This window comes from Micromonospora sp. NPDC047707, assembly GCF_040704235.1.
Classification (GTDB): domain Bacteria; phylum Actinomycetota; class Actinomycetes; order Mycobacteriales; family Micromonosporaceae; genus Micromonospora.
Genome location: NZ_JBEYSU010000005.1, coordinates 241,530 through 266,455, shown reverse-complemented (window position 1 = coordinate 266,455; position 24,926 = coordinate 241,530). Strand labels below are relative to the sequence as shown.

Below are 24,926 nucleotides of genomic sequence, written 5' to 3'. Positions count from 1 at the left end.
CGTCACCGGGACGGTCGCCGGCCGGTGGTCAGCGACCGCCTTCCAGGGCGCCGGAGCGACCGCCGCCGTAGGAACCGGCGAGACCGGCCGCGGCCAGGCCGTTGCCGCCCGCGACCCGGCCGCTCTCGGCGCGGTTCATCTCGGCCTCGAGGCCCTGGCCGCGACCGTCGAGGTCGCGCAGCTGGCTCTCCAGGTAGGCCTTCAGGCGGGTCCGGTACTCACGCTCGAACTGCTTGAGCTCCTCGATGTGCTTCTGCAGCGCCGTGCGCTTGGCGTCGAGGCCACCCATGGCCTCCTGGTGGCGCTGCCGGGCGTCCCGCTCGAGGGCGTCGGCCTTGGCGCGCGCCTCCCGGGTGACCTCCTCGGCCTTGGAACGGGCCTCGGAGAGCAGCTGGTCGGCCTCGCGGCGGGCGTCGGAGACGTGGTCGTCGGCGGTCCGCTGGGCCATCATCAGCACCCGCAGCGCCTGCTGCTCGCCGTCGCCGGTCACCGCCGCGCCCCCCGTGGCGCGGACCTGCTCCAGCTCCGCCTGCATCGCGCGGGCGGCCTGCTCGGCCGCGGCCTTGTCCCGCTGCACCCGGTCGAGCTGCGCCTTGACCTCGTTGAGCTCGGCGGCGAGACGGGCGTCGCCACCGGGACCGGCGGGGGCCGGGCCCCGGCCACCGCGCTCCACCTGGGCGCGCAGTTCGTTGTTCTCCTCGATCAGACGGGCAAGCTCGCGCTCGACCTCGTCCAGGAAGGCGTCGACCTCCTCCTCGTCATACCCCCGCTTGCCGATCGGCGGCTTTTTGAAGGCGACGTTGTGGACGTCGGCCGGGGTCAGCGGCATCGAAACTCCTCGGGTCAGTTGCGGCCGCGAAAGCGCGTCGGTCATCAGGCGGTCCTGAAGATCAACGGCCTCAACACGAACTCCATCAGCACGAACAGGATAACCAGGAGCACAAGGGAGGCCAGGTCGATGCTCACGGTACCAATTCGCAGCGGAGGGATCACACGCCTCAACGCGCTGAGAGGGGGATCAGTGACGCTCCACACGGATTCCAGACCCGCCGATGCCGCGCGCCCCGGCTGCCACCGCCGGCCGTACTGCAGAACGGCGCTCAACACGAATCGGGACAGAAGAACCAGAAGGAAGACAAACAGGATCAGGTAGAGAACCTGGAGCACGATCGACAACACGACAGGCGACGTCCCTTGCGCTCGGGCGGGGTCAACTGAGACTGAAAAAGCCGCCCTCAGCGATCTTGGCCTTGTCCTCCGCGGTGACCTGGACGTTGGCCGGTGAGAGCAGGAACACCCGATTGGTCACGCGCTCGATCGTACCGCGCAGCCCGAACGCCAGACCGGCGGCGAAGTCGACCAGGCGCCGGGCGTCCGCCTCGTCCATCTCGGTGAGGTTGATGATCACCGGGACGCCGTCGCGGAAGTGCTCGCCGATGGTACGGGCCTCGCGGTAGGTGGTGGGGTGCAGCGTCGTGATCTGGTACCGCTGCTCCTCGTCCGCCACGACCGCGCGCTCACGGACCTGCGACTGCGGCGCCAGGGCCAGGTTGTCGCGGGTGTGGTAGGTCAGCGCCCCGGACGTCTCGGCGGCGGCGGACCGCGTGATGGACCGGACGCTGGACCGCTCGGCCCGCTCCGGCCGCTCCGCCTCGAGCCGATCGCCGTCGGCGGAACGCGCGGCGGCCCGCTCGCTCAGACGGCCCCGGTCGCCGAGCCGGGGTCGGGGCGCCGGCGGCTCGTCCGCGTCGTCCTCGTCCTCGTCGCCGAAGTCCTCCGGGTACCGGCTCGACCGGTACCGCGAATCGCGGTAGCCACCCTTGTCGTAGCCACCGTCGTCGTAGGCCCGCTCGTCGTCCTCCTCGACCAGACCGAGCCAGACCCCCGCCTTGCGCAGCGCACCCATCCCGCGCCCTTCCCGTCCGCCGTGCGGCACGCGCCCCCGTGCCGTGTCGCCTGTCGCGAGTGGATCATCTCTGCCCACCGGACCGGACCGGCAATCCCCCGGCGCACGATTCGCGTCGCGCGCCACGACCCCGATCCGGGATGCCGCTCCCACCAAAACAACACCGATGTAATTTGCTTCTGGCGGTCAGGCTACCGCAGCGTGGAACGCATTCCGAGCAACGCGCTGCCCACCCGGACATGTGTCGCGCCGTACCGGATCGCCATTTCCAGGTCGCCGCTCATTCCCGCCGAGAGAACCGTCGACTCCGGATGGCGCGCCCGGAAAACGGCCGCCACCTCCGCGAGCCGCGCGAACGCCCGCTCCGGTTCCCAGCCCAGCGGCGCGACCGCCATCAGGCCACCGAGCCGGAGCCCGTCCGCGCCGGCCACCGCCTCCGCGACCTGATCCAGCCCCGCGTCCGGGTCGGCGGAGTCCGGCAGCGCGCCCCCGCGGGCCGCGTCGCCGTCGATGCTCACCTGCACCAGCACGTCCAGCGGCCGGTCCCGGCCGGCCGCCGACGCCGCGTCCAGCGCCCGGGCCAGCCGGACACTGTCGACGGACTGCACGACGTCGGCGTACCGGACCACCGACTTCGCCTTGTTGCGCTGCAACTGGCCGATGAAGTGCCACCGGGGCGTCACCCCGGCCGCCGCCACCTCGGCCGCCTTCCCGGCCGCCTCCTGGTCCCGGTTCTCCCCCACGTCGGTGACCCCGAGCCCGACCAGCGCGACCACGTCGCCGGCCGGGTACGTCTTCGTCACCGCGATCATGGTGACCTCGCCGTGGTCCCGGCCGGCGGCCGTGCAGGCGTCGGCGATCCGGGAGCGGACACGGGCGAGGCCGGCCGCGAGTTCGGCGCGACGGTCGGGACGCACCGGAGCGGCGGAGCTGTTCATCGGCAGGGCTCAGGAACCGTTCTTGAGGAAGTCGGGCACGTCGACGTCGTCGAAGAGAACCCGACGGGGGGACTGCTGCGGGGCCGGCATGGTGGCCGGCGGCGGCACCGGCGTCGTGGGCGGCGCCGGCTGGTTCTGGTTGGTCTTGCGGGCCGGCTCGGCCGCCTTGTACGCGGGAGCGCCCCCGTCGAAGCCCGCCGCGATCACGGTGACCCGCACCTCGTCACCGAGGGCGTCGTCGATGACCGCGCCGAAGATGATGTTCGCGTCCGGGTGCGCCGCGTCGGTGACCAGCTGGGCCGCGTCGTTGATCTCGAACAGGCCCAGATCGGAACCGCCGGCGATGGAGAGCAGCACGCCGCGCGCGCCGTCCATGCTCTGCTCCAGCAGCGGGCTGGAGATCGCCGCCTCGGCCGCCTCCACCGCGCGGTTCTCCCCGCGGGCGCTGCCGATGCCCATGAGGGCGCTGCCCGCGCCGCTCATGACGCTCTTGACGTCGGCGAAGTCCAGGTTGATCAGACCGGGGGTCGTGATCAGGTCGGTGATGCCCTGGACACCGGAGAGGAGCACCTGGTCGGCGGTGCGGAACGCGTCCATCATGGAGATGTTCCGGTCGCCGAGCGCGAGCAGCCGGTCGTTCGGGATCACGATCAGCGTGTCGCACTGGTTGCGCAGCTCGTCGATGCCCGACTCGGCCTGCACCTGGCGGCGCTTGCCCTCGAACGAGAACGGCCGGGTCACCACGCCGATGGTGAGCGCGCCGAGCTTGCGGGCGATGTTCGCCACCACCGGCGCTCCACCGGTGCCGGTGCCGCCGCCCTCGCCGCAGGTCACGAAGACCATGTCGGCGCCCTTGAGCACCTCCTCGATCTCGTCGCGGTGGTCCTCGGCGGCGTTCTTGCCGACGTCCGGGTTGGCCCCGGCGCCCAGCCCTCGGGTCAGCTCACGGCCGACGTCCAGCTTGACGTCGGCGTCGCTCATCAGCAGCGCCTGCGCATCGGTGTTGATCGCGATGAACTCGACGCCCTTGAGCCCAACCTCGATCATTCGGTTGACGGCGTTCACGCCGCCGCCCCCGATGCCGACGACCTTGATGACCGCCAGGTAGTTGTGCGGAGGTGTCATCTGAAGGTCCTTTCCCCCCTCGAGATTGGCATGGGCCGGCCTCACACGGCTTGGCCAGGTCAGCGGTCGACGGACGCTGTGCACCAGCAGGGTTCGGGCCTAAACCCTCACCCTCTACTAGAGGCTTACAGTTATGTCAACCACTGATCCTCTTCGGGGCAACGTAAGCGCCCCCGCCCGTCGAACCAAGCAACCACGCGGCGTGTCGCCGCCTTCGGACGCGTCACACTCACCGGAAGGTCACCACGTCGGGGGCGCTCACGTCGATCGTCGCCGCCTCGCGGTCCAGCAGCGCGGTGGCGACCCGCGCCTTGTCCTCGCCCCGGGTCGCGTCGCCCCACACCACCCGCCGCTCGCCCCGCAGGTTGAGCGTGATCCGGGCGAGCCCCTCGACGGTCACGTCCACCAGCTCCGCCCGCAGCTGCGGAGTCAGCGCGGCGAGCACGTCCAGGGCGGCGCGGGTGTCCGCGTCCCCCGGGCCGGGCGCGGCCAGCCGGACCAGCGGCAGGCCCCCGGGCCGCTCGGCGAGGGTCCGGAAGACCACGCCGGCCCCGTCGACGACGACGAACTGCTCCCCCCGCGGCACCACGGCCACGCCGGTCCGCTCGGTCACCCGGACCACCAGCGCGTCCGGCCAGTCGCGGGTCACGTCGGCCCGCTCGACCGCCGGCAGCGCACCGATCCGCCGGGCGGTGCCCGCCAGGTCGACCCGGGCCAGCGGCGTACCGTCGGCGACGCCGGCGGCGTCGCGCACCTGCACCGGGGTGACCAGCGTCGCGCCCTCCACCCGCACCTCGCGGACGCCGAACAGCCCGGTCCCGAGCACGGTCCAGGCGGCCAGCCCGGCGAGCGCGAGCACGCCGGCCGCGACCGCCCACGGCAGCGCCGCCCGCATCCGGCGCTGCCGGGCGCGGGCCATGAACCGGCGGGTCGAGGCGGGGACGGCGTCGCTACCGGCCCGCACGAGCTGCCAGCGGCGGGCCGCGCCCCGCCGGCCGCCGCCGTCCGCGCCGGTGGTGCGCCCGCGCGCGGGCCCGGGACTCATCCGGCCGCGGAGGCGTCCGGGACCGCGCCGCCGGTGACACCCGGGACGGTGCCGCCGATCGTCGTCGCGCCACCGGCCTCGCCACCGGGCACGGTGCCGGCGGGCGGGCCCTCCCCGCGCACCGAGAGCGCGGCGAGCAGCTGGTCGCCCATGAGCGAGATGGGCGGAGCGCCCATGGTCACCACGACGTCGCCCGGCCGGGCCCGCCGGGCCACCTCGGCCGGCACCGCGTCCCACGAGTCGACGAAGACCTTCCGGTCCGCCGGCAGCGGCACCGCCTCGACCAGCGCCACCGAGCCCTCCCCCGGCCCGCGCTGCTCGCCTGGGCCGAAGACCTCCAGCAGCACCACCTCGTCGGCGATGGCGAGGGCCCCGGCGATCTCCGTCTGGAGGTCCCGGGTGCGGTAGAGCCGGTAGGGCTGGAACACCACGATCAGCCGGCCGTCGCCGGCCACCTCCCGCAACGTCTGCAACGCCAGCGTCATCGACGTCGGGTGGTAGGCGTACTCGTCGTACACCAGCACGTCGTCGGCCACGCCCTTGCGCTCGAAGCGCCGCCGCACGCCGGGAAAGGCCGCCAGCGCGGCCTCCGCGGCCTCCAGGGGCAGGCCCAGGAGGTACGCGGTGAGCACCGCCGAGGCGCTGTTGAGGCCCATGTGCCGCCCCGGCACCGGCATCCGGAACTCACCCAGCGACCGCCCGTCGATGCCGGCGAGGTAGCGGATCCCCTTGGCCGAGGACGTCATCTCGGTCAGCCGCAGGTCGGCGTCGTCCGAGGTGCCGTACGTGTACACCCGTCGGCCCTCGCCGCGCAGCGTCTCGGCCAGCCGCCGGCCGCCCGCGTCGTCGGCGCAGGTGACGATGAACCCGTCCGGGTCGGTGAGGCGGGCGAACTCGGCGAACGTCGCCTCCAGGTTGGCCAGGTCGCCGTACGTGTTGAGGTGGTCCGCCTCGATGTTGGTGATGATCGACACGAACGGCCGGTAGATGAGGAAGGAGCGGTCGCTCTCGTCCGCCTCCACCACGAAGTACTCGCCCGTGCCGTGGTGCGCGCCCGAGCCGACCTCGGAAATCTCCCCGCCGATCACGAAGGACGGGTCGGCACCGGCCTGCTGGAGCACCATGGTCACCATCGACGTGGTGGTGGTCTTGCCGTGGGTGCCGGCGACCGCGACCGTCCGGCGGCCGGTCATGGCGGCCGCGAGCGCCTCGGAGCGGTGCAGCACCCGCAGGCCACGGCGGCGCGCCTCCACCATCTCCAGGTGGTCCTGCGGAATCGCCGACGAGTAGACGACGGTGTCCACCCCGTCGAGGTTGGACACCTCGTGGCTCATGTGGATCGTGCCGCCGAGCGCGCGCAGGCCGGCCAGCGACGGCCACTCGCGCAACTCGCTGCCGGAGACCGGGATGCCCCGGGTGAGGAAGAGCCGGGCCAGGCCGCTCATGCCGACCCCGCCGACCCCGATCAGGTGGATCGTGCCCAGGTCCTCGGCGGTGAGCGTGCCGGCCGGGGTGAACTGCGCGGTCATCGGGCCACCGCCTCGTAGACGAAGTTGAGCAGCGCCTCGTCGCCGTCGCGGCGCCCGTACGCGCCCGCGGCGGCGCCCATCGCGGCGAGCCGCTGCGGGTCACGGATCAGCGGGATCAGGGTCTGCTCGACCCAGGCCGGGGTCATCTCGGCGTCGTCGACGAGCACGCCACCCCCGGCCTCCACCACCGGCAGCGCGTTGCGCCGCTGCTCCTGGTTGCTGTGCGGGTACGGCACGTACACCGTGGGCAGGCCGATCGCGGCCACCTCGGCGCAGGTCATCGCCCCGCCCCGGCCGAGCATCAGGTCCGCGGCGGCGTAGCCGAGCTCCATCTGCGACAGGTACGGCAGGGTCACGTACGGCACCGGCAGGTCGGTCGGCACCGGCACCGGCTCGTTGCGGGCGCCGATCACGTGCAGCACCTGCACGCCGTTGCGGGCCAGTTCCTTGGCCGCGCCCGACACCGCGAGGTTGATGGAGCGGGCGCCCTGCGAGCCGCCCGCCACGAACAGCACCGGCAGGTCGGGGCGGAGGCCGAAGTGGGCGCGCGCGGCGTTGCGCATCGCGTACCGGTCGAGGCCGGCGATCCCGCGGCGCAGCGGCACCCCGACCACGCGGGCGTCGCGCAGCACCTCCGCCTGAGCGGGCTGGTGCGGGAAGCCGACGGCGACGTGCTTGGTGAACTTCATGCCCAGCCGGTTGGCCACCCCCGGCGGCACGTTGACCTCGTGGATGACGATGGGCAGCTCGCGCCGCCACGCGGCCAGGTAGGCCGGCACCGAGACGTACCCGCCGAAGCCCACCACGACGTCGGCCCGCACCTCGTCGATCACCTTGCCCGCGGCGCGGGCCGCGGTCCACATCCGGCCCGGCGTCTTCACCAGGTTCATGTTGACCGAGCGGGGCAGCTGGTACGCGGGGATCTGACGCAGGTCGTAACCGGCCGGCGGGATCAGCTCGTTCTCCAGGCCCTTCGGCGTGCCCACGCAGGTGATCCGGACGCCGGGGTCGTGCCGGCGCAGGCAGTCGGCGAAGGCGAGCAACGGGTAGATGTGCCCCCCGGTGCCACCTCCCGCGAGCACCACCGAACGCAGCGGACCCATCACCGTCTCCTCTCGTCCGCCGACCCGCGCCTCGTCCGGTCCCCCCGGACCCGCGGTGCGGCCTGGTCGTCTCCGCGCCGCTCCCTGGGCACCCGGGCCCGGGCGGCCGGCGGGGCACCCGCCCGACGCCGGCCGGGAAGCGGCGGCAACGGGGCCCACACTAGTCGGACCCATCGGGCCGGCGGACGGGCATGGAGGGCTCTCGCCGCATCAGGTTCGGCGCGGGCGAACGACGCGAGCATCCCGATCGCGGCGAGCGTGACGACCAGGGCGCTTCCGCCGTCGGAGATGAACGGCAGCGGCACGCCGGTGAGCGGCAGCAGCCCGACCACCCCGCCGATGTTGATGACGGCCTGGCCGACCAGCCAGGCGGTGGCCCCGGCGGCGGCCAGCCGCCGGAACGGGTCGGTCACCCGGCGGGCGATCCGCAGCCCGGTGTACGCGAGGACGGCGAACAGCACGACGACCACGCCGCACCCCACCACGCCCAGTTCCTCGGCGATGACGGCGAAGATGAAGTCGTTCTCCGCGGCGGGCAGCCACTCCCACTTGAGGGTGCTCTTGCCGAGGCCGGTGCCGAACCAACCGCCGTTCTCGATCGCGTACCGGGCCTGCACCATCTGGTAGCACTCTTCGAGCTTGCACTGCTCCGGCGGCGGCGGGTCGATGAAGGTGGTCAGCCGCGCCAACCGGTAGTTCTCCGCGCCCCGCTCGCCGGACCCGGCGCCGAGCGAGGCGACCGCCACCAGCAGGCCGATGCCGAGCAGGCCGACCGCGGTGAGGGTGGCGAAGACGCGCAGCCGCACCCCGGCCGCCCAGAGCAACCCGACCACCAAGGCGAGCAGGCAGAGCATCGTGCCCAGGTCGTTGTAGCCGACCAGCACGAACAGCAGCCCGACCACCGGGAAGAGCGGGGTGGCCAGCTCCCGCCACCAGCCGAGCTTCGCGCCCTTGCGGGCGATCACGTCCGCGCCCCACAGCACCAGGGCGAACTTCGCCAGCTCCGACGGTTGCAGCTGGATCGGGCCGAGATGCAGCCAGTTCAGGTCCGCGTCGAAGGGGCCGAGCTGGTCGGCGTCGGCCAGCGACTCCAGCGCCATCAGCGCGTTCAGCAGGAGCAGCAGCACCACCGACACGCCGAGCGCCGGCCAGGCGACCGAGCGGAAGGTGCTCGCCGGTAGCCGCTGGCAGGCCCAGAAGGCGACGATCCCGATCACCGCGAAGATCGCCTGCTTGGCCAGCGTGGCGGTGGCGTCGCCGCCCTCGGCGTAGTCGCGCACGCTGGTCGCCGAGAAGACCATGGTGAGGCCGATCAGCAGCAACAGGCCGGCGCTGGACAGCAGCAGGTAGTACGACGCGAGCGGCCGCTCCAGCAGGCCGCGCAGGGCGGCCAGCCCGCCGGCGGCGTCCAGGCCGCGCAGTCCGGGCGGGGCAGCCGGCCCCTCCGGCGGCCGCGCCGCGGCGCCCTCAGGCGTACGGGTACCGCCCGGCCGCCCGGTCGTGGTCTCCGTCGTCACCTCAGTGCCTCGTACCTCCCCCACCCCGACATCATCGCCGCTGCCCGGCGCCGCCACCCCGGCAACCGCTCCCTCGGCGTGTCGGGGTGCAAGGAAGGGCCCCTTCTTAACGCCTCAGGTAGAGGAAGGGCCCCCTGTTAACACGCCCCGGTGAGCGGTCAGCCGACGTGGGCGAGGAAGTCGCTGTAGAAGAGGCCGAGCGCGATCGCCACCCCGATCCCGGCGATGATCCAGAAGCGCACCACGATGTTGACCTCGCTCCATCCGGCCAGCTCGAAGTGGTGCTGCAACGGGGACATCCGGAAGACCCGCTTGCCGGTGGTCCGGAACGAGATGATCTGGATCACCACGGACATCGTGATGATGACGAAGAGCCCGCCGATGATCGGCAGCAGCATGATCGTCCGCGTCGACATCGCCATGCCGGCGATCAGGCCACCGAGGCCGAGTGCCCCGGTGTCCCCCATGAAGATCCGCGCCGGCGACGTGTTCCACCAGAGGAACCCGACGCAGGCGCCGGCCGCCGCCCCGGCGATCAACGCGATCTCGAGGGGGTCGCGGACCGTGTAGCAGTAGTCCTGGGTGTAGCTCGGGTCCGCGCACCAGTGCCGGTACTGCCAGAAGGCGATCAGCGCGTACGCGGCGAGCACCATCACCGAGGCGCCGGTCGCCAGCCCGTCCAGACCGTCGGTGAGGTTCACGCCGTTCGTCGCCGCCATCACCACGAAGATGAAGACGATCACCGCGCCGACCTTGGTGAGCTCCAGGGCGGGGATGTCCCGGATGAAGCTCAGCGTGGTGCTGCCGACGGTCTCGGTGTTGGTCGCCTGGCCCTCCGCGTCGGTCATGCTGCTCGGGAAGTACAGGGCGATCACACCGAAGAGCGCGCCGACCAGGATCTGGCCGAGCAGCTTGCCGCGCTTGTTGAGGCCGCCGCTGTGCCGCTTGCGGACCTTGAGGAAGTCGTCGATGAAGCCGACCGCGCCGGAGAAGACCATCAGCCCGAGCAGCACCAGCGCGGTGATGGTCGGCTCGACCTGGGCGATCTGGGCGTCCGGAAGCGTGGTCAGGGCCAGGTGGCCCGCGACGTACGCGATGACGGTGGCCAGGATGAAGACCACCCCGCCCATCGTCGGCGTGCCCTTCTTGCCCTGGTGCATCGCCGGGCCCTCGGCCCGGATCGGCTGGCCCGCCTTCAGCCGGGTGAACACCCGGATCGCGATCGGTGTGCAGAACAGCGAGACGAGGAACGCCACCCCGACGGCGACGATGACCGCCCTCATGCCGGGTCACCTTCGGTCGCGACGGCGGGGCTCGCAAGCTCACTGCTCGCGCTTCCGCCCGACCCGGCCGCCGGCACGGCGTCGGCGCGCAGCGCGTCCGCAACCTCCCAGGTGCGGTACCGGGAACCCTTCACCAGGACGACGTCGCCCGGCCGTAGCTCGTTCCGCAGCACCTCGACGGCGCCCGCCTGATCGGTGAGCAGCACCGATTCTCCTCCCCAGTCACCTACCGAATTCGCGCCCTGATGGATCGGCGCGGCCGCGTCGCCCACCACGAGCAGGCGGTCGACGCCCAGCTCGGCCGCGAGCCGGCCGACCTCGACGTGCCCGTCGTGCTCGAACGGTCCCAGTTCGGCCATGTAGCCGAGCACCGCCACCGTGCGCCGCCCCTGCCCGACGCCGGCCAGCGCGCGCAGCGCGGCCGCCATCGAGGCCGGGTTGGCGTTGTACGAGTCGTCGATGACGGTGACCCCGTCGGTGCGCTCGAACACGTCCATCCGGCGGGTCGACACCAGACCCAGCTGGCCGAGCGCGATCGCCAGCTCGGTCAGCGGCATGCCCAGTTCCCGCGCCACCGCCGCGGCGGCGAGCGAGTTGGAGACCTGGTGCCGACCGGTCAGCCCGAGCCGGACCGGCGCGTCACCCTCGGGCGTCACCAGCGTGTACGACGGCCGGCCGCGCTCGTCCAGCGTCACGTCGACCGCGCGGATGTCCGCGTCCGGCGCCTCCCCGTACCGGACCACCCGGGCCGCCGTCCGCGTGGCCATCGCCGAGACCAGGTCGTCGTCGGCGTTGAGCACCGCGAGCCCGTCCACGGGCAGCGCCTCGACCAGCTCGCCCTTGGCCAGGGCGATGGTCTCCCGGGAGCCGAACTCGCCGATGTGGGCGACCCCGACGTTGAGCACCACGGAGATGCGCGGCGGCACCACGTCGCACAGGTACCGGACGTGCCCCACGCCGCGGGCGCCCTTCTCCATGACGAGGTATCGGGTTTCCGGCCCGGCCTGCAACGCCGTGTACGGGTGCCCCAGCTCGTTGTTGAACGAGCCGGGTGGCGCGACCGTCGGCCCGAGCCGTGCGGTGAGCTGCGCGATCAGATCCTTGGTGGTGGTCTTGCCGGACGAGCCGGTGAGCCCGATGACGGTCAGGCCGGGCAGCCGGTCCACCACCGCGCGGGCCAGCCGTCCCATCGCCGCGAGGGCGTCGTCGACCAGCACCATCGGCACGCCGGGCACCTCGCGGGTGCCGAGCACGGCCACCGCGCCCGCCTCGACGGACCCGGCGGCGTAGTCGTGCCCGTCCACCTTCTCGCCGGGGAAGGCGACGAAGAGCCCGCCGGGGCCGACCTTGCGGGAGTCGAACTCGACCGTGCCGGTGACCGTGACCTCCGGGTCGGCGGCGACCAGCCGCCCGCCGACGGCCGCCGCCACCTCGGCCAGGAGCAGCGGGATCACCGCCGTCCCTCCGGCTCGCCGAAGCGGGCGTGCAGCGCGGCCGCCAGCTCGGTGCGGTCGTCGAAGGGGTGCACCTCCCCGGCGACCTCCTGCCCCTGCTCGTGGCCCTTGCCGAGCAGCGCCACCACGTCGCCCGGCTCGGCCAGCCGGACCGCCTCGGCGATGGCCGCCCGCCGGCCGGGGACCTCCAGGATCCGGGCGTCCGTGGCCGCCCGGTACGCCCCGGCGAGCACCTCGGCCCGGATCTCGGCGGGGTCCTCGGTGCGCGGGTTGTCGTCGGTCACCAGCACCACGTCCGCTCCCTCCGCCGCTGCGGCGCCCATCAGGGGCCGCTTGCCCCGGTCCCGGTCGCCGCCCGCGCCGATCAGGCAGATGAGCCGGCCGCCGCTGAACTCCCGCAGGGCGGCCAGCGCGGCGACGATCGCGTCGGTCTTGTGCGCGTAGTCGACGACGCCGCGCACCGGGCCGGGCGCCCGGACCAGCTCCAGCCGGCCGGGGACGCCCCCGCAGGCGGTGACGCCCTCGGCGGCGGTCTTCGGGTCCACCCCGGCGGCGACCAGCGCGGCGACGGCGAGCAGCGCGTTGGCGACGTTGTGCCGGCCGGGCAGGGACACCCCGGCGGGCAGGGTGAGGCCGTCCGGGCCGTGCAGGGTGAACCGCTGCGCGTACCCCTCGCCGCCGATCTCGTCCGCCCACCAGGTGGCGGACCGGTCCCCGGCCGCCGAGTACGTGACGGTGGCCGGCTTGTACAGCGGGCGCAACGCCGGGTCGTCGTGGTTGAGCACCTCCACCGCGCAGCGGCCGTCGAAGAGCTTCGCCTTCGCCGCGAAGTAGTCGGCCGCGTCGGCGTGGAAGTCGAGGTGGTCGGAGCCGAAGTTGGTGTACCCGCCGACGGTGAACCGGACCCCGCCGACCCGCCCCATGGCGAGGGCGTGGCTGGACACCTCCATGACGAGGGCGGTCACGCCGCGCTCCCGGGCCGCGGCGAGCATGGCATGCAGGTCCGTCGCCTCCGGCGTGGTGCGGACGCTGTCGATCACCAGGTCGCCGAGGCGGGTCTCGACGGTCCCGATCAGGCCGGTGGTGTGCCCGGCGGCCCGCAGGCCGGACTCGACCAGGTACGCCGTGGAGGTCTTGCCGGCGGTGCCGGTCACCCCGATCACGGTCAGCCCCTCGGTGGGGTCGCCGTAGACGGCGCTGGCCAGGTCGCCGAGCACCGCGCGCGGGTCGGGCACCACCAGCGCCGGCAGGCCGGCCTCCTCCGCCGCCGGCGCTCCGGCCGGGTCGGTGAGCACGGCCACCGCGCCGGCCGCCGCGGCGGCGGGGACGAACTCCGCGCCGTGCCGGCGGGCTCCGGGCAGCGCCGCGTACAGGTCGCCGGGCCGGACCTCCTGGCTGGCGTGCGTCACACCGGTGATCACCGGTTCCGGGGCGGCCGCCCGGGGGTCGACGGCACCCGCGCCGGGCTCGGCGGCGAGGCGGGCGGCGAGATCGCCGAGCCGGACTCCGGTCACGGTGCGGGGGCGAGGATTGCCGGACACGGCGTCAGACCCTACCCGGTCGGCCGGTTCCGGCCGCACAGCCGCCCCGGTGGTTCGTCCGCACTCACCGATGATGTCCCGTTCCCGCCGGTCAGCGCGGAAAGACCTCGAACTTCGGCGCGGCGGCGGACGACGGCGGGACCCGGTCGTGACGCAGGGCGAACTGCATCATGTCCCGGAACGCCGGGGCGGCGATGTCGCCGCCCCCGCCGCCGGGCGTGTGCGCGAAGACCGCGATCACGTACCGGGGCTTCTCGGCCGGTGCCATCCCGATGAACGAGGCCACCGCGCCGGGCTGCTTACGGCCTTCGACCAGCCGCCAGCCGGTGCCGGTCTTGCCGGCCACCCGGTAGCCGGGGACCGCGGCCGCGAGCCCGGTGGCGTGGTCGACGGTGGTCACCGCCTCCAGGATCGTGCGCAGCTCGGCGGCGGTGTCCGGGCTGAGCACCGACCGGGTCGGCGGGGCCTCGGGCTTCGTCCGCTTCCCGTCCGGCCCGATGATCTCCTTGACCAGGCGCGGCGCGACGTACGTGCCGTTGTTGGCGATCGTGGCGTACGCCGCGGCCATCTGCAGCGGCGTGGCGTCGACGCTGTGCCCGATCGGCACCGACCCGCGCGACGAGTCGCTCCACTCCTCCGCCGGCAGGAGCCGCCCGGTCGCCTCGCCGGGCATGCCGACGCCGGTCGCCTCGCCGAGCCCGAACCGCTTCTGGTAGTCGATGAGGCGGTCCCGGCCGAGCTTGTCGGCGATGGCGATGGTGCCGACGTTCGACGAGTACGCCATCATGCCGGCCAGGCTCATCCGCTTCCCGCCCGCGGGGTGGGTGTCCTCGAACCAGGTGTCGCCCTTGCGGACGGCGTTCGCGATCGGCAGCGTCGTGTCCGGGGTGATGACGCCCTCCTGCAGGGCCGCGCCGAAGGTGATCGCCTTGTGCACCGAGCCCGGGTCCACCACGAAGCCGGTGGCCACGTCCTCCCGGTCGGCCGGCTCGCTGTTCAGGGGGTTCGCCGCGTTGTAGGTGGGGTACGCCGCCTGCGCCAGCACCTCGCCCGTGCCGACCTCCAGCACGATCGCCGCGCCGGTCGAACCCTTGACCTTCTCCATCCGCTTGGCGAGCAGCCCCTGCACCACGAACTGGAGGTCCCGGTCGAGGGTGAGCTTCAGCGAGCTGCCCGGCTTCGCCTTCGTCGTCTCGCTGAAGCCGCCCGGGATCGGCGCGGCCAGGTCGCCGAGCCCCACCTCGTACCGGCGCTGGCCGTCCTTGCCGGCGAGCAGGTCGTCGTAGCGCGCCTCCAGCCCTTCCAGGCCGTTCATGTCGGCGCTGGTGAAGCCGATGAGGTTCGCCGCGAGGTCACCGCCCGGCACCTCGCGGCGCTCGTCGCGGTGGGCGTTGATGCCCGGCAGCTCCAGCGCCATGATCTGCCGTGCCCGGCCGACGTCAACGCCGCGGGCCAGGTACTCGAACCGCGAGGGGATCCCGCCCGGGAGCATGCGCTGCTTCATCTTCTCGGCCAGGTCCGACGCGGGGATGCCGAGCAGCGGGGAGAGGGCGCGCGCGGTCGCCTGCGGGTCCTTCACCAGGGTCGGGTCGGCGTAGACGTACCGCGCCTCGATGCTGTGCGCCAGCGCCGCGCCGTCGCGGTCGTAGATCGCCCCGCGCGGCGCCGGCAGCACCACCGTCCGCAGCCGGTCGGGGAGCCCCGCGTCGGCGTACGCCGGGCTCTCCACGGCCTGGAGGACGACGAGCCGGACGCCGATGACGGCGAACAGGGTCAGGGCCAGCGCGGTGCCGAGCCGCAGCCGGCGGCCGGGGTCGGCCAGCCGGGGCGGCTTCGGTGGCTTGCGCGACGGACGCCGGGCCGCCGGCCGGGCCGGCGTGCTGCGCGCGGGGCGGCGGCGCGGCGGCGGGTCCTCCCGGGGCGCCCGCTCGGGCACCGTGCGGACCACGGGGGTACGACGGGTCGGCTCCCGCCGGCCGGTCCGCCCGCCGTCGAGTACCTGGAGGGCGGGGCGGAACGGGTCGCCGGAGCGCCCGCCGCGCGGCGTGCGCCGCTGCTCGGGCCGGGCGGCGCGGGCGTCGCCCAGCCGATCCTCGCCGATGGTGCGTCCCCGGGGCGTGTACGCGCGCGCGCCGGAGATCCCGCCGACCCCCGGCTCGCCGGTACGCGGATCGGCGGTTCCGTCGCCACGGGACGGGCCGCGCCGGGAGCCCGTGGCGTCCCGGCGCGGTTCCTCCGATCTCGGGGGCACGGCCTACCCCCCGGCGCCCTGCTGGCTGGTGACCGACGGCTGCCCGCTGGCCGGCTGCGGCACGCCGATGGTCTTGCCGTCCGGCAGCCGGATGTACGCCGGCTCGCCGGCCTCGACGAGGCCGAGCCTGCGCGCGGCGGCGGTCAGGTTGCCCGGCGCCTCGTGCTCGGCGATCTGCCGGTTCAGCTGCTGCTGCTCCAGGTCCAGCTTGGCCTGCTGCTGCTGGAGCTTCTCCAGCCGGAACGCGTTCTCGTTGATCTTCGTGTTGACCAGCAGGATGCCGAGCACCCCGCCGACCACCAGCGTCACGATCAGCGCCGCGAACGGCGCGCGCGGCACCGACACCGGCGCCGGCGGCGCCACCCGCAGCCGGGGCGGGCGCGGCGCGGTCGCGCCGTCCCGCTCGGCCGGGCGCAGCGCCGCGGTGCCCTGGGTCGGGAACTCGCGCGCCCCCCGGGCGCGAGCCTCCCCCAGCCGGCCCGTCCGGTCCGCCTGCGGCGTGCCCGTGCCGACGCGCGTGGCCCGCTCCGCCGCGATCCGGCCCCCCGACCGCGGTGTGCGCCGCCCGCCGCCGGTCACGTCCCGGCGGTCGCGCTTGTCAATCGTCATGTCCCTCCCCCTCTTCGTCCGTCCCTGTCCCGTCCCCCGGAGCCGGCCGTCGCGCGGCCGACCCCGTGCCCGGTTGGTGCATCGCCCGGACCCGCCGGCGGTACCGTTCGCGGTCGGTACGCCGGTGCTGCTCCGCGGTCGGGTCGAGCCGCTCCGCGGCCCGCAACCGCACCGAGGCGGCGCGCGGGTTCGCCGCGACCTCCACCTCGCTCGGCAGTTCCGCGCCCCGGCTGAGCAGCCGGAACGTCGGACCGGTCCCGGGCAGTTCGACCGGCAGGTCGACCGGGCCCTTGCTGCGGACCCGGTCGGCGAGCGCCAGCTTGGTGAGCCGGTCCTCCAGCGAGTGGTAGGACAGGACAACCATGCGGCCGCCCACCGTGAGCCGGTCGAGCGCTGCCGGCAGCGCCGCCTCCAGCGCCACCAGCTCTCGGTTTACCTCTATCCGTAAAGCCTGAAACGTTCTCTTTGCCGGGTGTCCCCCGGTTCGCCGGGCTGGTGCCGGAATGCTCTCCCTCACCAGCTCGGCCAGGCGCGCCGACGAGGTGATCCGGGCGCGCTCCCGCTCCCGGACGATCGCCGACGCGATCCGCGTCGCGAACTTCTCCTCGCCGTAGACCCGCAGCACCCGGGCCAGTTCCGGGTGCGCGTAGGTGTTGACCACCTCCTCGGCGGTCACGCCCCGGGTCTGGTCCATCCGCATGTCCAGCGGCGCGTCCTGCGCGTACGCGAACCCGCGGTCGGGCGCGTCGAGCTGCAACGAGGAGACACCCAGGTCGAACAGGACCCCGTCGACCGCCGGGTACCCGAGCCGGCTCAGCACCTCGGGCAGCTCGTCGTACACGGCGTGCTCCAGGTGGATCCGGTCGGCGAACCGGGCCAGCCGTGCCCGCGCGTGGGCGAGGGCCTCGGTGTCCCGGTCGAGCCCGACCAGCACCGTGCGCGGGTGCGCCTCCAGCACCGCCTCGGCGTGCCCGCCCAACCCCAGCGTGGCGTCGACGTGGACCGTGCGCTCCCCCCGGTCGAGCGCGGGAGCGAGCAGCTCGAGACACCGCTCGAGCAGCACCGGCACGTGCGTGCCGCGTAGCTCCCCCATGTCGACCCCCACTGCTTGAAACCGTCAGTCGTCTCGCGCCCGTCGCCGGACGACGCCGTGCCGTCGTACCGCCAGATCCCCATCCGCTCCCGCCCGCCTTCCGGCCACGGCCCCCCGATCGGATCGTGCGCCTGGCACCGGGGAAGGGATGCCAGGAACTCGAAAGCGGCTGGAGATCTCGCAGTACGTCGGGCGTCGCCACGCCCTACAGGCCGCCGGGCAGCACCCCCTCCTCGATGTCGGCGAAGCCGTCCTCGCTCTCCGAGAGGTACGTCTCCCAGGCCGCCCGGTCCCAGATCTCCACCCGCGTGTGCGCGCCGATCACGACCAGGTCACGGTCGAGTGCGGCGTACTCCCGGAGGTGGGCCGGGATGGTCACCCGCCCCTGCTTGTCGGGGACCTCGTCGTGCGCGCTCGCGAAGAAGACCCGGCTGTAGGCCCGGGCCGCCTTGTGCGTCATCGGCTGCGCGCGTAACTGGTCCGCGATCCGCTGGAACTCCGGCGTCGGGAAGACGTAGAGGCAGCGCTCCTGCCCTTTGGTGATCACGACACCCCCCGCCAGCTCGTCCCGGAACTTCGCCGGAAGGATCAACCGGCCCTTGTCGTCCAGGCGCGGGGTGTGGGTGCCGAGGAACATCGGCCCAACCCCCTCGCCCATCTAGCGGCGTTCGCGGCGCCGCTGACCCCCCGGGCCGGTGGGCCCTCCCGGCCTCACCATCGCGCCCCACTCTACTCCACTTCCCTCCACCCGCAACCGGAATCGCCCGCGCGGCGCGCGTGTCGCCCGGCCAAAACCGCACGTCAACGAGGGTGGAGCGGAGTGGAGGGCGGAGCGACCCGCCGGGCGCCGTCCGCTTTCCGACATAGATCGACTCCATCCGGCCGATCCGCGCCCGGCGAGGCGCCGGAGTGTCACCGGCCGAACGGTTCGCCCTCGGCGGCGATCTGGGGGGCCCGCCGGTGGAGTAACCTCGCTCGCGTGACGGACGCGAAGATGCCCCTGCGGGCGAAGGTGGCCAGCTCCGTGTCGCGGACAGCCGCGGCGCTGTCGCGGGCCGCGGGCCGCGGCGACGGCTCGGTCATCGGCGGCTGGATCGGCCTCAAGATCGATCCGGACCTGCTCGCCCACCTCGCCGCCGGCCGCGCCATCGCGCTGATCTCCGGCACCAACGGCAAGACCACCACCACGCGCCTCACCACGGCCGCCGTCGGCGTGCTCGGCAAGGTCGCCACCAACTCCTTCGGCGCGAACATGCCCACCGGGCACACCTCGGCGCTGGCCAAGGCCGGAAGCACGCCGTACGCGGTGCTCGAGGTCGACGAGCACTACCTCGCCCAGGTGCTGGAGTCCACCGAGCCGCACGTGGTGGCACTGCTCAACCTCTCCCGCGACCAGCTCGACCGCGCCAAGGAGGTCGCCATGATGGCGCAGCTCTGGCGCGCGGCCCTGGTCAAGCACTCCGACGTCCGCGTCATCGCCAACGCCGACGACCCGATGGTCGTGTGGGCGGCCACCCCGCCGCCCAACCACGACCACCGGATCAGCCCGCCGCAGGTCACCTGGTTCAGCGCCGGCCAACGCTGGCACGACGACTCGTGGGTCTGCCCGGAATGCGGCTCCACCATCGCCCGCGAGGGCGACCAGTGGTGGTGCACCGGCTGCCCGCTGCGCCGTCCCGAGCCGCACTGGACGGTGGAGGACGACGGCGTCGTCGACCCCACCGGCGCCTGGCACAAGGTCAAGCTCCAACTCCCCGGCAAGGTCAACCTCGGCAACGCCGCCACCGCCCTCGCGGTCGCCGCCGAGTTCGGCGTACGCCCCGTCGACGCGGTGCTCAAACTCAGCACGGTCACCTCGGTCGCCGGCCGGTACGCGCAGGTCGAGCGGGACGGCCGGCTGATCCGGCTGCTGCTGGCGAAGAACCCGGCCAGCTGGCTGGAGGCGTTCGACATGGCCGACGAGGCACCCACGCTGCTCTCCATCAACGCCCGCGACCCCGACGGGCTGGACACCTCCTGGCTCTTCGACGTCGACTTCAGCCCGCTGCGCGGCCGGCAGGTGCTCATCACCGGCGACCGGGCGTACGACCTGGCGGTCCGGCTCGACGTCAACGGCGTGCCGTTCCAGCACGTACGCACCTTCGCCGAGGCGGTCCGGACGGCCCCGCCGGGCCGGCTGGAGGTCATCGCGAACTACACCGCCTTCCAGGACATCCGAGCGGAGTTGGACCGTGTCCTCTGACAGCCTGCGAATCGTCTGGGTCTACCCCGACCTGCTCTCCACCTACGGGGACCGCGGCAACGCGCTGATCCTGGCCAGCCGTGCCCAGCGGCGCGGCTACCCGGTGGAGGTGCTGGAGGTCCGCTCCGACGAACGCCTGCCCGCGACCGCCGACATCTACCTGATCGGCGGCGGCGAGGACGGCCCGCAGGCGCTCGGCGCGCAGCGGCTGATCGCCGACGGCGGCCTGCACCGGGCCGTCGCGCAGGGGTCGGTGGTGTTCGGCGTCTGCGCCGGCTACCAGCTGCTCGGCTCCTCCTTCTTCGCCAAGGGCACCAAGTGCGCGGGGCTGGAGCTGCTGGACCTGTCCTCCGACCGGGGGCCCACCCGGGCCGTGGGCGAGCTGGCCGGCGACATCGACCCCCGGCTGGGGCTGCCGCCGCTCACCGGCTTCGAGAACCACGGCGGCCGTACCCACCTCGGCCCGGAGGCGGCACCCCTCGCCCGGGTCACCGCCGGCGTCGGCAACGACGGCGCCACCGAGGGCGCCTGGCGCGGCAAGCTGCTCGGCACGTACTCGCACGGGCCGGCCCTGGCCCGCAACCCCGCCCTGGCCGACCTGCTGCTGCGCTGGGCCATCGGCGTCAACCAGCTGCCCCCGCTGGACGACACCTGGTCCGACCGCCTCCGCGCCGAGCGCCGCGCCGCGGTGGCCGCCGCCGCCCGACCGTGACCGGCGAAGGCCGCCGCCCGACGACGATGACCCGCGGCGGCCGCCGCTCCGCCATGGCCCGTGCCATCCGACGGCTGATCGGAGATCCGGCAGCCGTCCGGTTCGCGGTGCTGCTGCTCGTGCTGGGAATCCTCGCGCCGGTCGCGCTGCTGGCACCCCGGCCGGACCTGGCGGACCTGCCGGGGCACGCCGACCGACTCGGCGCGTACGCCCCGGTGGCGGCCGTCGTCGGCGGCGCGCTGCTGCTCGTGGCGCTGGTCCCCCGCACCTTCATCACGCTGGCGTCCGGAGCGCTGTTCGGCGCCCTTGAAGGGGCCGCGTACGCGCTCGGCGCGGCGCTGCTGGCGGCGGCCATCGGGTTCACCGTGGGCCGGGTGCTCGGGCGGGAGTTCGTCGCCGAGCGGGTCCGTGGCCGACTGGCCCGGCTGGACGGCTGGTTCGCCCGGCAGAGCGTGCTCGGCGTGATCACCGTACGGCTGCTGCCGATCGCCGGCTTCGGCCTGGTCAGCTACGGCTACGGCACCACCGGTGCCCGGGTCCTGCCGTTCCTGGCCGGCAGCCTGCTCGCGTCCGCGCCGACCGCCTTCGGGTACGCCGCCGTCGGCGCGGCGGTCACCTCGCCCGGCGAGGTCAACTGGTTCGCCGCCGCCCCCGCCGGCCTCGGCGTGATCGCCAGCGCGGTTCTTATCCACCGCTGGTGGCGCGCCGAACGCCTCCGCCGCCTCGGGCCCTCCTGACATCACCCCCGGGCCGCCAAGATCCGCACACCTCGTCCCGGCGGGGCGGGTGGCCCGGGGGGTCAGGACGAGGGGGTGACCAGGCCGGCGTCGTAGGCGGCGATCACCAGGTGCACGCGGTCCCTCGCACCGAGCTTCGTGAACAGCCGCGCCACGTGCGACTTCGCGGTGGCCGCGCTGATCACCAGCTCGGCGGCGATCTCGGCGTTGGACAGCCCTCGGCCCACGAGCGTGAGGACCTCGCGTTCCCGATCGGTGACGCCGTCCAGGCCACGGCGGGCGGCGGCCGGGGCGGGCCGGCGGGCGAACTCGGCGATCAGCCGGCGGGTCACGGCGGGCGCGATCAGCGCGTCACCGGCGGCGACCACGCGGACCGCGGCGAGGATCTCGTCCACCGCCATGTCCTTGACCAGGAATCCGCTCGCCCCGGCGCGCAGCGCGGCGTGCACGTGCTCGTCGTCGTCGAAGGTGGTGAGCACCAGCACCCGTGCGGGCCCGCCCTGTGCGGTGATCGCGCGGGTGGCGGCGATGCCGTCCGTGCCGGGCATCCGCAGGTCCATCAGCACCACCTCCGGGGCCGCGTCGCGGGCCAGCCGGACGGCGTCGGTGCCGTTGCCGGCCTCGCCGACCACGACCAGGTCGGGTGTGTCGGCGATCAGCACCCGCAGGCCGGCGCGGACCAGTGGCTGGTCGTCGACCAGCAGCACTCGTATGCTCACCGCTCCCCCGTCCCGGGCCGCGATCCCACCGGCTCGCCGGCCGTCGGTGGCACCGGCAGCCACGCGGCCACCCGGAAGCCGCCCTCCGGTCGCGGGCCGGCGCGGAACCGCCCGCCGGCCATGGCGACCCGCTCCCGCATGCCGACAAGCCCGTGCCCCGCACCGCCGACCGCGCCGCCCCGGCCGTCGTCGACGACCTCCACCGCAAGCTCGTCCGGGCCGTGGGTGACGGTGACCCGGCACCGATCGGTGCCCGCGTGTCGTACCACGTTGGTGAGCGCCTCCTGGACGATCCGGAACGCGGCGAGGTCGAGGTCGGCCGGGACGGGCCGCCGCTCGCCGCGCTGCCGTGCCTCGACCCGGACCCCGGCGTCGGCGGCGGCCGTCACCAGGCGGTCGAGATCGGCCAGCCCGGGCGTCGGGTCCAGCGGGGCCGACTCCGCCTCCGGGCGGCGCAGCGCCCGGAGCGTACGCCGGAGGCCGGCCAGCGTCTCCCGGCTGGTCTCCTCGATGGTGGTGAGGGCGGCCCGCGCCTGCGCCGGCTGGCTGTCGATCACCCGCGCCCCCATGCCGGCCTGGATAGCGATCACCCCGATGCTGTGCGCGACCTGGTCGTGCAGTTCGCGCGCGATGCGCAGCCGCTCGGCGGTGACCGCCTCGGCGGCCTCGTGGTCGCGTAGCACCTCGGTGTGCCGGCGGCGGGTCCGGATCGAGTCGCCGACCGTCCACACGGTCACCACCGCCAGCACGGAGAGGGTGGCCCGGCTCAACGGGTCCACGGGCGGGTTCACGAAGCCGGCCGCGACCTGCACTGCGAGCACGACGACCGCGGCCGGCGCCGAGACGCGCCGGGAGCGGTGCGCCGCGACCAGCCCGACCACCAGGTCGATGCCCAGGAACTGGGCGTACCAGATGTCGCGCAGGTAGCCGTTCTCCGGGACGTTGACGGTCACGGTGACCAGGCACGCCGCGACCAGCATCAGCCCCAGGGCGAGCAGCGGGCGGCGGCGCAGCAGGCCGGCGGGCAGGGCCAGGACCAGCAGCGGCAGCAGGTAGCGCTCGGGGATCCACCAGTGCCGAGCCCGAAGCCGGCCCGGCTGGACGCCGTGGCCGGGGCGAGCAGCACGGCGCCGGGGAGCAACGCGACGCCGAGCCAGGGCAGCACCGTGCGCGCCGGCGAGGAGGCCCGGCGGGGCGGCGGCAGGGTGGCGTCCATGCGGACACGGTAGCCAGCCGGCCCGGGACCGGGCATCGGCCAACGGACGTACGCCCCGGGGCGGGTACGGGGCCGCCGGATGTGGCCGCCGGCGCGACGCCGGCGCGGCCGCGGCCCGGCAGCGTGGGTCAAATGATCGAACTCCACGCCCTGACCAAACGGTACGGCCCGGCCACGGCCGTCGACGACCTGACCCTCACGGTGCGGCCCGGCCACGTCACCGGGTTCCTCGGCCCGAACGGGGCCGGCAAGTCCACCACGCTGCGGATGATCCTCGGTCTCACCCGGCCGACCAGCGGCATCGCCACTGTGGCCGGCGTCCGGTTCGCCGACCGGCCGCGCGGGCTGCGGCACGCCGGCGCCCTGCTGGACGCGGGTGACGTGCACGGCGGGCGGTCCGCCGTCGCCCACCTGACCGCGCTGGCCCGCGGCAACGGCATCGGTCGCGCCCGGGTCGACGAGGGGCTGCGGGAGGTCGGGCTGGTCGACGTCGCGCGACGCCGGATCGCCGGATTCTCCCTGGGTATGCGGCAACGGCTCGGCATCGCCGCCGCACTGCTCGGCGACCCGCCGGTGCTGCTCTTCGACGAGCCGTTCAACGGCCTCGACCCGGAGGGGGTCCGCTGGGTGCGTGACCTGTTCCGGCGGCTGGCCCGCGAGGGGCGCACGGTGTTCGTCTCCAGCCATCTGATGAGCGAGATGGAGAACTGCGCGGACCGGCTGGTGGTGATCGGCCGGGGCCGGTTGATCGCCGAGCAGAGCCTCGCCGAGTTCGCCGCCCGCGGCACCCCGATCAGCGTGGCCGTCCGTACGCCCGAGGCGGCGGCGCTGGCCGCGGTGCTGGCGGACGAGGGCGGCGCCGTGCGCCCGGACGACGCCGGGACGCTGGTAGTGACCGGTCTGACCGCCGAGCGGATCGGCGACCTGGCGCTCGCCCACCGCATCCCGCTGCACGAGCTGACCACCCGGACCGCCTCCCTTGAGGAGGCGTTCATGGAACTCACCGCCGCCAGCGTCGAGTACACCGGAGGGACGACCCGATGACCACCCTGACGCCGCTGCCCACCCGTGCACCGGTGACCGACGCGCCGGCCCGGTTCCGCGACCTGCTCGCCGCCGAGTGGATCAAGCTGTGGTCGCTCCGCTCGACCCGGTGGACGCTGCCGCTGGTGTTCCTCTTCGTCGTCGGGGTGAGCGTGCACGCCAGCCTCGCCGATTACCGGAACTGGCCGAGGTACCCGGACGGGACGCGGGAGATGTTCCACCTGTACGGGCCGGCGCGGGACGCCTTCCCCGAGGCCGGTTACCTGCTGCTGATGCTCGCCGCCGCCAGCGTCGGCGCACTGACCGTCGTCGGCGAGTACCAGAGCGGGCTGATCCGGGCCACGTTCGCCGCCGTTCCCGCCCGCCGGTCGGTGGTGGCCGCGAAGGCGGCCGTGCTGACCGCGGTGATGCTCGTGCTGGGCCTGGTCACCGCGGCGACCTCGTTCTGGGTGTCCCAGGCGATCTTGTCCGGGCGGGACGCCGGCTGGTCGATCGGCGATCCGGGGGTGGCACGGGCGGTCCTGGGAAGTGCCCTGCTGGTACCGGTCTGCGCGCTGATCGGGATGGGGCTGGGCGCAGTGATCCGGCACGCCGCCGGGGCCGTCGTGGCGGCCACCGCGGTGCTCGTGCTGCTGCCACTGGTGGTGGACAGCGACAAGCACCGGTGGATCGCCGAACTCCGGCACGTGCTGCCCGTCCCGGCCTGGCAACGGCTGCTCGAGGTGCACCCGGACGTCCTGAACCCGGACCGGTTCCCGGCCACCGTCACCGGCTCCTGGCTCGCGTTCGCCGGCTGGTCACTGGCCGCGACGCTGGTCGCCGCGGCCGTCGTCCACCGTCGGGACCCGTAGCCGCCACCGGC

24 protein-coding genes are annotated in these 24,926 nt (G+C 74.1%); 5 read left to right on the top strand and 19 right to left on the bottom strand.

Annotated elements, in window-relative coordinates:
- Nucleotides 1-28: 28 nt before the first annotated feature.
- The 16 genes from AB0873_RS08260 to mraZ form a co-directional block, all read right to left on the bottom strand.
- Nucleotides 29-829 carry a DivIVA domain-containing protein gene (locus AB0873_RS08260; RefSeq protein WP_155331118.1) on the bottom strand — a complete coding sequence of 267 codons (801 nt, stop codon included), beginning with the start codon at nucleotides 827-829 and terminating at the stop codon, nucleotides 29-31.
- Nucleotides 830-873: 44 nt separating this feature from the next.
- Nucleotides 874-1,179 (bottom strand): YggT family protein, encoded by a 306-nt coding sequence (locus AB0873_RS08255; protein ID WP_155331117.1) that lies wholly within the window; start codon nucleotides 1,177-1,179, stop codon nucleotides 874-876.
- A gap of 31 nt (nucleotides 1,180-1,210) precedes the next feature.
- Complete coding sequence (gene sepF / locus AB0873_RS08250) at nucleotides 1,211-1,906, bottom strand: cell division protein SepF (protein WP_366598978.1); 696 nt, start codon at nucleotides 1,904-1,906, stop codon at nucleotides 1,211-1,213.
- A gap of 191 nt (nucleotides 1,907-2,097) precedes the next feature.
- Nucleotides 2,098-2,844, bottom strand: a complete 747-nt coding sequence (locus AB0873_RS08245) for a YggS family pyridoxal phosphate-dependent enzyme (RefSeq protein ID WP_366598977.1) — start codon at nucleotides 2,842-2,844, stop codon at nucleotides 2,098-2,100.
- A gap of 9 nt (nucleotides 2,845-2,853) precedes the next feature.
- Nucleotides 2,854-3,969: a cell division protein FtsZ gene (ftsZ, locus tag AB0873_RS08240; protein WP_155331114.1), complete on the bottom strand. Its 1,116-nt coding sequence runs from the start codon at nucleotides 3,967-3,969 to the stop codon at nucleotides 2,854-2,856.
- 229 nt (nucleotides 3,970-4,198) lie between these two features.
- Complete coding sequence (locus AB0873_RS08235) at nucleotides 4,199-5,014, bottom strand: FtsQ-type POTRA domain-containing protein (protein WP_366598976.1); 816 nt, start codon at nucleotides 5,012-5,014, stop codon at nucleotides 4,199-4,201.
- The gene (murC, locus tag AB0873_RS08230) at nucleotides 5,011-6,543 is read right to left on the bottom strand and encodes a UDP-N-acetylmuramate--L-alanine ligase (protein ID WP_366598975.1); all 1,533 of its coding nucleotides are present in this window, start codon (nucleotides 6,541-6,543) and stop codon (nucleotides 5,011-5,013) included. The genes AB0873_RS08235 and murC overlap by 4 nt, the downstream gene beginning before the upstream one ends.
- Complete coding sequence (gene murG, locus AB0873_RS08225; RefSeq protein ID WP_155331111.1) at nucleotides 6,540-7,646, bottom strand: undecaprenyldiphospho-muramoylpentapeptide beta-N-acetylglucosaminyltransferase; 1,107 nt, start codon at nucleotides 7,644-7,646, stop codon at nucleotides 6,540-6,542. Before murG ends, murC begins: the two co-directional genes overlap by 4 nt.
- Nucleotides 7,646-9,040, bottom strand: a complete 1,395-nt coding sequence (locus tag AB0873_RS08220; protein WP_366599017.1) for a putative peptidoglycan glycosyltransferase FtsW — start codon at nucleotides 9,038-9,040, stop codon at nucleotides 7,646-7,648. The genes murG and AB0873_RS08220 overlap by 1 nt, the downstream gene beginning before the upstream one ends.
- 281 nt (nucleotides 9,041-9,321) lie before the next feature.
- Nucleotides 9,322-10,446, bottom strand: coding sequence for a phospho-N-acetylmuramoyl-pentapeptide-transferase (mraY, locus tag AB0873_RS08215; protein ID WP_155331109.1), 1,125 nt, complete (start codon nucleotides 10,444-10,446; stop codon nucleotides 9,322-9,324).
- Nucleotides 10,443-11,900, bottom strand: coding sequence for a UDP-N-acetylmuramoyl-tripeptide--D-alanyl-D-alanine ligase (gene murF, locus AB0873_RS08210; RefSeq protein ID WP_366598974.1), 1,458 nt, complete (start codon nucleotides 11,898-11,900; stop codon nucleotides 10,443-10,445). The genes mraY and murF overlap by 4 nt, the downstream gene beginning before the upstream one ends.
- Entirely contained in the window at nucleotides 11,897-13,414 is a 1,518-nt protein-coding gene (locus AB0873_RS08205; RefSeq protein WP_366599016.1) for a UDP-N-acetylmuramoyl-L-alanyl-D-glutamate--2,6-diaminopimelate ligase, read from the bottom strand. The genes murF and AB0873_RS08205 overlap by 4 nt, the downstream gene beginning before the upstream one ends.
- Nucleotides 13,415-13,532: 118 nt before the next feature.
- Nucleotides 13,533-15,692, bottom strand: a complete 2,160-nt coding sequence (locus AB0873_RS08200; protein WP_366598973.1) for a penicillin-binding protein 2 — start codon at nucleotides 15,690-15,692, stop codon at nucleotides 13,533-13,535.
- A gap of 3 nt (nucleotides 15,693-15,695) precedes the next feature.
- Nucleotides 15,696-16,301, bottom strand: coding sequence for a hypothetical protein (locus AB0873_RS08195; protein ID WP_366598972.1), 606 nt, complete (start codon nucleotides 16,299-16,301; stop codon nucleotides 15,696-15,698).
- On the bottom strand, nucleotides 16,291-17,394 hold the full coding sequence (rsmH, locus tag AB0873_RS08190) for a 16S rRNA (cytosine(1402)-N(4))-methyltransferase RsmH (protein WP_366598971.1): 1,104 nt from the start codon (nucleotides 17,392-17,394) through the stop codon (nucleotides 16,291-16,293). Before rsmH ends, AB0873_RS08195 begins: the two co-directional genes overlap by 11 nt.
- Before the next feature lie 205 nt (nucleotides 17,395-17,599).
- A complete protein-coding gene (gene mraZ / locus AB0873_RS08185) occupies nucleotides 17,600-18,031 on the bottom strand; it encodes a division/cell wall cluster transcriptional repressor MraZ (protein ID WP_155331104.1) in 432 nt (143 codons plus the stop codon).
- A 357-nt stretch (nucleotides 18,032-18,388) separates the two neighbouring features.
- Here mraZ and AB0873_RS08180 point away from each other — a divergent pair, with 357 nt between their 5' ends.
- The 3 genes from AB0873_RS08180 to AB0873_RS08170 are packed head-to-tail and all read left to right on the top strand — an operon-like array spanning nucleotide 18,389 to nucleotide 21,085.
- Nucleotides 18,389-19,636, top strand: coding sequence for a MurT ligase domain-containing protein (locus AB0873_RS08180; RefSeq protein ID WP_155334115.1), 1,248 nt, complete (start codon nucleotides 18,389-18,391; stop codon nucleotides 19,634-19,636).
- Nucleotides 19,626-20,348, top strand: a complete 723-nt coding sequence (locus AB0873_RS08175) for a type 1 glutamine amidotransferase (RefSeq protein WP_155331103.1) — start codon at nucleotides 19,626-19,628, stop codon at nucleotides 20,346-20,348. The genes AB0873_RS08180 and AB0873_RS08175 overlap by 11 nt, the downstream gene beginning before the upstream one ends.
- Nucleotides 20,345-21,085: a VTT domain-containing protein gene (locus AB0873_RS08170; protein ID WP_366598970.1), complete on the top strand. Its 741-nt coding sequence runs from the start codon at nucleotides 20,345-20,347 to the stop codon at nucleotides 21,083-21,085. The genes AB0873_RS08175 and AB0873_RS08170 overlap by 4 nt, the downstream gene beginning before the upstream one ends.
- 62 nt (nucleotides 21,086-21,147) lie before the next feature.
- Here AB0873_RS08170 and AB0873_RS08165 read toward each other — a convergent pair whose 3' ends face one another.
- Genes AB0873_RS08165 through AB0873_RS08155 form a run of 3 tightly spaced genes read right to left on the bottom strand, consistent with a single transcriptional unit; the run spans nucleotide 21,148 to nucleotide 23,020 of the window.
- Nucleotides 21,148-21,804 (bottom strand): response regulator transcription factor, encoded by a 657-nt coding sequence (locus AB0873_RS08165; protein WP_366598969.1) that lies wholly within the window; start codon nucleotides 21,802-21,804, stop codon nucleotides 21,148-21,150.
- A complete protein-coding gene (locus tag AB0873_RS08160; protein WP_366598968.1) occupies nucleotides 21,801-22,784 on the bottom strand; it encodes a histidine kinase in 984 nt (327 codons plus the stop codon). Before AB0873_RS08160 ends, AB0873_RS08165 begins: the two co-directional genes overlap by 4 nt.
- A complete protein-coding gene (locus AB0873_RS08155; RefSeq protein WP_366598967.1) occupies nucleotides 22,784-23,020 on the bottom strand; it encodes a hypothetical protein in 237 nt (78 codons plus the stop codon). The genes AB0873_RS08160 and AB0873_RS08155 overlap by 1 nt, the downstream gene beginning before the upstream one ends.
- Nucleotides 23,021-23,152: 132 nt before the next feature.
- Between AB0873_RS08155 and AB0873_RS08150 the strand changes: the two genes are divergently transcribed.
- Together AB0873_RS08150 and AB0873_RS08145 are read left to right on the top strand one after the other, a co-directional pair.
- On the top strand, nucleotides 23,153-24,064 hold the full coding sequence (locus AB0873_RS08150; protein ID WP_366598966.1) for an ATP-binding cassette domain-containing protein: 912 nt from the start codon (nucleotides 23,153-23,155) through the stop codon (nucleotides 24,062-24,064).
- A complete protein-coding gene (locus AB0873_RS08145) occupies nucleotides 24,061-24,915 on the top strand; it encodes an ABC transporter permease subunit (RefSeq protein WP_155331099.1) in 855 nt (284 codons plus the stop codon). The genes AB0873_RS08150 and AB0873_RS08145 overlap by 4 nt, the downstream gene beginning before the upstream one ends.
- Nucleotides 24,916-24,926: the final 11 nt, after the last annotated feature.

Excerpts from the sequence above, each read along its gene's own strand:
- AB0873_RS08260 (WP_155331118.1), bottom strand. The coding sequence starts at position 829 with ATGCCGCTGACCCCGGCCGACGTCCACAACGTCGCCTTCAAAAAGCCG.
- sepF (WP_366598978.1), bottom strand. The coding sequence starts at position 1,906 with ATGGGTGCGCTGCGCAAGGCGGGGGTCTGGCTCGGTCTGGTCGAGGAG.
- AB0873_RS08245 (WP_366598977.1), bottom strand. The coding sequence starts at position 2,844 with ATGAACAGCTCCGCCGCTCCGGTGCGTCCCGACCGTCGCGCCGAACTC.
- ftsZ (WP_155331114.1), bottom strand. The coding sequence starts at position 3,969 with ATGACACCTCCGCACAACTACCTGGCGGTCATCAAGGTCGTCGGCATC.
- AB0873_RS08235 (WP_366598976.1), bottom strand. The coding sequence starts at position 5,014 with ATGAGTCCCGGGCCCGCGCGCGGGCGCACCACCGGCGCGGACGGCGGC.
- murC (WP_366598975.1), bottom strand. The coding sequence starts at position 6,543 with ATGACCGCGCAGTTCACCCCGGCCGGCACGCTCACCGCCGAGGACCTG.
- murG (WP_155331111.1), bottom strand. The coding sequence starts at position 7,646 with ATGGGTCCGCTGCGTTCGGTGGTGCTCGCGGGAGGTGGCACCGGGGGG.
- mraY (WP_155331109.1), bottom strand. The coding sequence starts at position 10,446 with ATGAGGGCGGTCATCGTCGCCGTCGGGGTGGCGTTCCTCGTCTCGCTG.
- AB0873_RS08195 (WP_366598972.1), bottom strand. The coding sequence starts at position 16,301 with ATGACGATTGACAAGCGCGACCGCCGGGACGTGACCGGCGGCGGGCGG.
- rsmH (WP_366598971.1), bottom strand. The coding sequence starts at position 17,394 with ATGGGGGAGCTACGCGGCACGCACGTGCCGGTGCTGCTCGAGCGGTGT.
- mraZ (WP_155331104.1), bottom strand. The coding sequence starts at position 18,031 with ATGTTCCTCGGCACCCACACCCCGCGCCTGGACGACAAGGGCCGGTTG.
- AB0873_RS08180 (WP_155334115.1), top strand. The coding sequence starts at position 18,389 with ATGCCCCTGCGGGCGAAGGTGGCCAGCTCCGTGTCGCGGACAGCCGCG.
- AB0873_RS08160 (WP_366598968.1), bottom strand. The coding sequence starts at position 22,784 with ATGCTGGTCGCGGCGTGCCTGGTCACCGTGACCGTCAACGTCCCGGAG.
- AB0873_RS08155 (WP_366598967.1), bottom strand. The coding sequence starts at position 23,020 with ATGGACGCCACCCTGCCGCCGCCCCGCCGGGCCTCCTCGCCGGCGCGC.
- AB0873_RS08150 (WP_366598966.1), top strand. The coding sequence starts at position 23,153 with ATGATCGAACTCCACGCCCTGACCAAACGGTACGGCCCGGCCACGGCC.
- AB0873_RS08145 (WP_155331099.1), top strand. The coding sequence starts at position 24,061 with ATGACCACCCTGACGCCGCTGCCCACCCGTGCACCGGTGACCGACGCG.